The 5,789-nt window shown below is 50.4% G+C and carries 9 protein-coding genes; 8 read left to right on the top strand and 1 reads right to left on the bottom strand.

The genetic code is table 11. The features are described 5' to 3' along the window. Positions 1 to 441, top strand: a 441-nt coding sequence (locus ABNT28_RS09745; RefSeq protein WP_332923288.1) for a 3TM-type holin, incomplete at its 5' end; no start/stop codon positions are given. Beyond that, positions 434 to 886: a glycoside hydrolase family protein gene (locus ABNT28_RS09740; protein WP_332923289.1), complete on the top strand. Its 453-nt coding sequence runs from the start codon at positions 434 to 436 to the stop codon at positions 884 to 886. The genes ABNT28_RS09745 and ABNT28_RS09740, both read left to right, overlap by 8 nt. Positions 887 to 908: 22 nt before the next feature. Here ABNT28_RS09740 and ABNT28_RS09735 read toward each other — a convergent pair whose 3' ends face one another. Then, positions 909 to 1,982: a polyprenyl synthetase family protein gene (locus tag ABNT28_RS09735; RefSeq protein ID WP_348721485.1), complete on the bottom strand. Its 1,074-nt coding sequence runs from the start codon at positions 1,980 to 1,982 to the stop codon at positions 909 to 911. A gap of 232 nt (positions 1,983 to 2,214) precedes the next feature. Here ABNT28_RS09735 and ABNT28_RS09730 point away from each other — a divergent pair, with 232 nt between their 5' ends. The 6 genes from ABNT28_RS09730 to ABNT28_RS09705 form a co-directional block, all read left to right on the top strand. Further along, on the top strand, positions 2,215 to 2,430 hold the full coding sequence (locus ABNT28_RS09730) for a DUF2007 domain-containing protein (protein WP_332923291.1): 216 nt from the start codon (positions 2,215 to 2,217) through the stop codon (positions 2,428 to 2,430). Next, complete coding sequence (locus tag ABNT28_RS09725; RefSeq protein ID WP_332923292.1) at positions 2,420 to 3,181, top strand: methyltransferase; 762 nt, start codon at positions 2,420 to 2,422, stop codon at positions 3,179 to 3,181. Before ABNT28_RS09730 ends, ABNT28_RS09725 begins: the two co-directional genes overlap by 11 nt. Before the next feature lie 125 nt (positions 3,182 to 3,306). Next, the gene (locus ABNT28_RS09720; protein WP_332923293.1) at positions 3,307 to 4,149 is read left to right on the top strand and encodes a S49 family peptidase; all 843 of its coding nucleotides are present in this window, start codon (positions 3,307 to 3,309) and stop codon (positions 4,147 to 4,149) included. 42 nt (positions 4,150 to 4,191) lie between these two features. After that, entirely contained in the window at positions 4,192 to 4,428 is a 237-nt protein-coding gene (locus ABNT28_RS09715; protein ID WP_348721484.1) for a hypothetical protein, read from the top strand. Between the two features lie 87 nt (positions 4,429 to 4,515). After that, positions 4,516 to 5,436 (top strand): glycine--tRNA ligase subunit alpha, encoded by a 921-nt coding sequence (locus ABNT28_RS09710; protein WP_332923295.1) that lies wholly within the window; start codon positions 4,516 to 4,518, stop codon positions 5,434 to 5,436. Further along, positions 5,437 to 5,789, top strand: a 353-nt coding sequence (locus ABNT28_RS09705) for a glycine--tRNA ligase subunit beta (protein ID WP_348721483.1), incomplete at its 3' end; no start/stop codon positions are given.

The following is a 5,789-nucleotide window of genomic DNA, read 5'->3' as shown; positions in this document are numbered from 1 at the left end:
ATGCCACTTCTTGATATGATGGCGCGCATATTCGCGCCGCTTGCCAGTTTGATTGACGATCTGCATACATCGGACGAAGAACGCGATGCCACCCGCATGGCGCTGGTCGCCGCGCAGAATCAGGCGTTGGCACTGACCCTTGATCTGGAACGTGAAAAGCTGGCCGCGCGCGCCAGCCTGATTGCTGCCGAAATTGGTGGACAGTCATGGATGCAACGTAACTGGCGCCCGATCACGATGCTGAGCTTTCTGGTGCTGGTGATCCTTGATTCGTTTGGCCTGCTGGTATTTCGCCTGTCGGATGAGGCATGGTTGCTGTTGCAGATTGGTCTTGGCGGCTATGTGGTGGGGCGAAGTGCCGAAAAAATGCTGCCAGCTATCAGGGTGGGTGGGCATAAAGGTCATGCTGGGCAAGGTGGGCAAGGTGCGCATCATGAATAGGGCTTGGCCCCGACATATACGTACAAATGATCATGATCTGGCCGCCATGCTGGAACGGCATGAAGGGCGGCGCACGCATCCCTATCGCGATATTGTTGGCAAGCTGACTATCGGGGTGGGGCGCAATCTGGATGATCGTGGTTTAAGCGCGGATGAAATCGACATGCTGTTGGCACATGATATTGCCATTGCCCGCGCCGCGTGCCAGGCATTATTTCCGGCCTTTGACGGATTTCATTACAAACGTCAGGCGGGGATGATATCGATGGCGTTTAATCTGGGGCAAACAAGGCTGGCTGGATTCCGGCGTATGCGCGCCGCGATTAATGATGGTAACTGGATAGATGCCAGCAATGAGGCATTGGATAGCTATTGGGCGCGCCAAGTTGGCCATCGTGCTGTTGAGGTTGCCGCACTTTTGCGATCACCTGATAAAGCTGGATGAAGCCAGCCAGCGAAAACAGACTTTACGTACGCCGGAAAGCGGCAAAGGCGGCGGCCTCGCGTAGCGCATGTGCTAGTTCGGCTTGGTTGGGCGCGTCAAAAATGGTCAAAGCGGCCTTGGCCTTATTGGCATATGACGTGGCGGCTTCCAGCGATGCTTCAATCGCCTTGTGATGCGCCATAATAGACTGTGCCTTGGCAAAATCTTCGGCGGCAAAGTTGCCATCACCCATCGTGCGATGCCAGAAACCACGCTCTTCGTCATTGGCTTTCTGATAGGCCAGAATAACCGGCAAGGTGATTTTCTGGTCAAGGAAGTCATCACCAGCGTTTTTGCCCATTTGCGCACTATCAGCTGTATAATCTAGCGCGTCATCCATGATCTGGAATGCCAGTCCCAAATTCAATCCATACATGTGCATCGCTTGCGTTACCTGTTCATTACCACCAGCAATTTTGGCGCCTGACGCGGCGGCGGCGGCAAACAGAATGGCTGTCTTGCCCTCAATGACATCAAGATAATCTTCAAGCCTAGTGTCCGGATTACCCGCAATCGTCATTTGCTTGATTTCGGCCTCGGTGATCCGTGCCGAGGCGGATGACAAGGTGCCAAGCACATCAATATTGCCGCTTTCAACCATCAGTTCGAAAGCCCGCGCAAACAGAAAATCCCCCACCAGAACCGACGCGTCATTACCCCATAGCGCATTAGCTGTATTCTGCCCACGGCGCATATTCGATTCATCAATCACATCATCGTGCAATAAGGTCGCCGAATGAATGAATTCGACCGCGGTTGCCAGTTTGATCGCCTCGACACTGCTGACGGTCGCGTTTGCGCTGACTATGCGGGCACCTGCCAATGTCATTAAGGGACGCATGCGCTTGCCACCTGACGCAATCAGATGTCCAGCTAGTTGGGGAATCAGTGGAACGTCACTGGTCATGCGCGCCATGATCGTTTCATTGACCTGAACCATATCATCTGCAAGCAGACCAACCAAAGCTGTCAAAGAAGGTGGATGTTGCGGGACGGCATTACCTGTGGCAGGCACGCCAGGCGTTATATCTTCAACTGTAACGGATTGTGCAACCATCTTTTCAACCTGACAAATCATATAATTCTGAGTGCTTGATGCCATTTATATGGCATGTTCATTACATATGTACTGTAAAGGCAGGAACAAGCAAAATCTATATATTCATGGCAACATCATAGCAACATTAAACATATCACCGCATATATAAGTCTGCACAATTTTATGATCTGATGTGAGGGTGTACTAACTATCGGCTTGGATATGGCTGAATAATGCGTGATATTAAGCTATGGTTACAATTATCCGCACGACAAATATGGTCAGATTGTCTTTTTTGCGCGCGTTGCTGAATGACGCGGGCATTGAACATGATGTTTTTGACAATCACATTTCGGCTTTGGAGGGCGGTATAGGCGCGTTTCCCTGTCGCCTCGTTGTTGCCAATGCCTATAAGCTAAGTGCCGAGCGCGTGCTGGATGATGCGGGAGAGTTATATGATGACTGATCCCGATATGGATGTGACACATGACCATCTTTTAAACAAAAAGGTTGCCATAACCCAGCCAAAGACAGGCTATCGGGTTGGTACCGATGCCATTTTGCTTGCCGCGTCGGTACCTCAACGAACCAAACGTATTCTTGATATGGGATGCGGTGTAGGCGGTGTCGCACTTTGCATTGCCAAGCGGTTGCCAGAGGTTCATATCACGGCGGTTGAGATTGATGCGGCCATGGGGGCGCTTGCCGAACGCAATATCAAAGATAATGATCTTGCCGCACAAATTCGCTTGCTTCAAGGAGATATAAAGGCGCTCTCACCTGTTCTGGCGAACAGCTTCGATCATGTGGTCAGTAATCCGCCCTATCATGATACCCGCGGGACGCGTCCCCAAAATCGTAGCCGTGCAATGGCACATATGGGTGAAGATACCAAGCTTGCAGACTGGGTCAAAGCGGCCATTTGGGCGGCAAAACCACGTGGCAGAATCAGCTTTATATGTCGGGCAGATCGGGCATCGGAATTAATCACTGCATTTGAGTCGAATGGTGCAGGCGAAACATTGCTATGCCCGCTTTGGCCACGCCACGACACGCCAGCAAGCCGAGTCATTATTCAGGTGCGCAAAAACATAACGGGCCCCGGTGCCATTTTACCTGGTCTTGTTCTGCATAATGATCAGGGTGGCTATACGCAAAGTGCCAGCCATATCATGCAAGGCGGTGCGCTATATCTAACGCATCCGGCACGATCATGACATTTACGCTGTCTGGTCTGAATCATGGATTTAAAACGATCCTTAGCGTCAAAAATAATAGCATGTGAAACGAATATGTTGCATTCTCGGTTTCGTTATCTAACAACTGATGAGACATCTGCATTATGGGCGTACTGAACCGGATTTTGTTTTGGCGTAAAAAAAAGCCGGTTGTGCCAGTTGTCCGGCTTAGTGGTGTTATTGCCGCGTCGGGCAGTGGTATGCGGCGCGGCATTTCGCTGGAGACTGTCGAACCGCAATTGAAAAAAGCCTTTTCAATGCGGCGTGCCAAGGCTGTGGCGCTGATTATTAATTCGCCTGGCGGATCACCTGTACAATCATCGCTGATTGGCCGCCGCATCCGCGATCTGGCCAAACGTGCCGATGTGCCAGTTCTGGCCTTTTGTGAAGATGTTGCGGCCAGTGGCGGTTATTGGCTGGCGGCAAGTGCTGATGAAATTTTTGCTGACCCATCCTCAATCATCGGGTCGATCGGTGTTGTATCCGCCGGTTTCGGGTTTGATAAAGCGATCAAGAAAATCGGTGTTGACCGACGCGTTCATACAGCAGGCGAATCAAAAATGATCCTTGATCCGTTTCAACCTGAACAGGCTGAAGAAGTCGAACGGCTTAAAGCATTGCAGGCCGAAATTCACGCCCAGTTTATTGCCCATATCGAAAGTCGGCGCGGTGTCAAGCTGAATGGTGATCGCGCGGAACTGTTTAGCGGTGCGTTCTGGACGGGTGAAACCGCGGTCAAGCTGGGACTGGTCGATGCGGTTGGTGAAATCAGGCAGACGATCAACAGCCGATTTGGGGATGATACCGAATTGATGATGATTGAGCCAAAGCGGAAATTACTGCCTTTCGGTCTGACGAACCTGTCGGGACAGATGGCAAGTGGCATTGTAAATGAAGCATCCGATATCGCGATTGAGCGCGCCTATCTCTCGCGTTTTGGCTTGTAGGATGCGCATTATGTCAAAATTGAATGTGATGAAAGGCTGAATATGATCTTGTCTTTACCCAAACTTATTGGCCTATGCTTTATCTTATGGGTTGTGTGGCGGGTGTTTCGGGCGATTGACGCGCGCAAATCCAATATTGCCAAGACAAAAGACCGGACAGATAGCAATAAAAGTAAACAGCATAAGGCAAATCGTGACTCGATTGATCTTGAAGAATGTACGATTTGCAAAGCTTGGGTAGCGCGTGAGAATTGTGGTCGTAATGATTGCCCTTATTAGCCCTAGCTAGGGTTGCATTTAACAGGTGTTTGCGAGTAGTTTGCGGGCAACCGATCCAGTTCAAGACATCATAGACGGTCTTAGATTATGACAAAGACGCACATTTCAGAAGCAGGCACCGATTTTCAGTCAATCATTCTAAATTTGCAACTTTACTGGGCTAAGCAAGGTGCAGTGATTTTGCAGCCTTATGATATGGAAGTTGGCGCAGGTACATTTCACCCAGCGACAACGTTGCGGGCATTGGGACCTGACAAGATATGGCGTGCGGCCTATGTTCAGCCTTCGCGTCGGCCAACCGATGGGCGCTATGGCGAAAACCCAAACCGTCTTCAGCATTATTATCAGTTTCAAACGATTTTTAAACCATCGCCTGCTGACTCACAGGCGTTATATCTTGGCTCTTTACGTGCAATCGGACTTGATCCTGATGCGCATGATATCCGCTTTGTTGAAGATGATTGGGAATCCCCGACATTGGGCGCATGGGGTCTGGGCTGGGAAGTATGGTGTGACGGTATGGAAGTGTCGCAATTTACCTATTTTCAACAGGTTGGTGGTATCGAATGTAATCCGGTACCGCTGGAGCTGACTTATGGGTTGGAACGTCTGGCGATGTTCATCCAAGGCATTGATAACGTCTATGATCTGGATTGGGATGGTGTTGCGGCTGATGAGGGTGGCAAATGCTATGGCGATATTTTTCATCGCGCCGAAGTCGAATTTTCCAGCTGGAATTTTGAATATGCTGACACAGATATATTGTTTCGACATTTTAAAGATGCCGAAGCCGAATGCGGTAGCTTGCTTGAACGTGATGCGCCGCTGGCCTTGCCAGCCTATGATCAATGTATGAAAGCCAGCCATTTATTCAATCTACTGGATGCACGCGGTGTTATTTCGGTAACCGAGCGCGCGTCATATATCGGCCGTGTTCGCGCGCTTGCCAAAGGATGTTGTGAAGCATGGATCGGGCAGACATCTGCCAGTCCAGAGCAAGAGGCGTAAATGGCGGATCTATTTATCGAACTTGTCAGCGAAGATATTCCCGCCCGCATGCAGCTAAAGGCATGCGCTGATTTGCAACGTCTTGTCTATGCCGCGCTTGATGACCTTGGCCTTGGCTATGCAAAAGCCGATGCTGATAATGCCCGACTGGTATCATCGCGGCATCTGGCACTTTATGTATCTGATGTTGATGACCAGCAAGCAGACCGTATCGTAGAAAAACGGGGCCCGCGCGTCGATGCCCCCGAACAGGCGATTAACGGGTTTCTGGCCTCGACAGGCATAACCCGTGAACAGCTGGTTGAAGAAGACACACCCAAAGGCCGCTTCCTGTTTGCTCGTTCAGAGTCAAA

Origin of the sequence: uncultured Candidatus Puniceispirillum sp., from assembly GCF_963979125.1 — a bacterium.
Classification (GTDB): domain Bacteria; phylum Pseudomonadota; class Alphaproteobacteria; order Puniceispirillales; family Puniceispirillaceae; genus Puniceispirillum.
The sequence above is the reverse complement of the archived record's forward strand: the minus strand, read 5'-3'. Positions and strand labels throughout refer to the sequence as shown.

Coding starts and splice junctions, on each gene's coding strand:
- ABNT28_RS09725 (WP_332923292.1), top strand. CDS start 2,420: ATGATGACTGATCCCGATATGGATGTGACACATGACCATCTTTTAAAC.
- ABNT28_RS09720 (WP_332923293.1), top strand. CDS start 3,307: ATGGGCGTACTGAACCGGATTTTGTTTTGGCGTAAAAAAAAGCCGGTT.
- ABNT28_RS09710 (WP_332923295.1), top strand. CDS start 4,516: ATGACAAAGACGCACATTTCAGAAGCAGGCACCGATTTTCAGTCAATC.
- ABNT28_RS09740 (WP_332923289.1), top strand. CDS start 434: ATGAATAGGGCTTGGCCCCGACATATACGTACAAATGATCATGATCTG.
- ABNT28_RS09730 (WP_332923291.1), top strand. CDS start 2,215: ATGGTTACAATTATCCGCACGACAAATATGGTCAGATTGTCTTTTTTG.
- ABNT28_RS09735 (WP_348721485.1), bottom strand. CDS start 1,982: ATGGTTGCACAATCCGTTACAGTTGAAGATATAACGCCTGGCGTGCCT.
- ABNT28_RS09715 (WP_348721484.1), top strand. CDS start 4,192: ATGATCTTGTCTTTACCCAAACTTATTGGCCTATGCTTTATCTTATGG.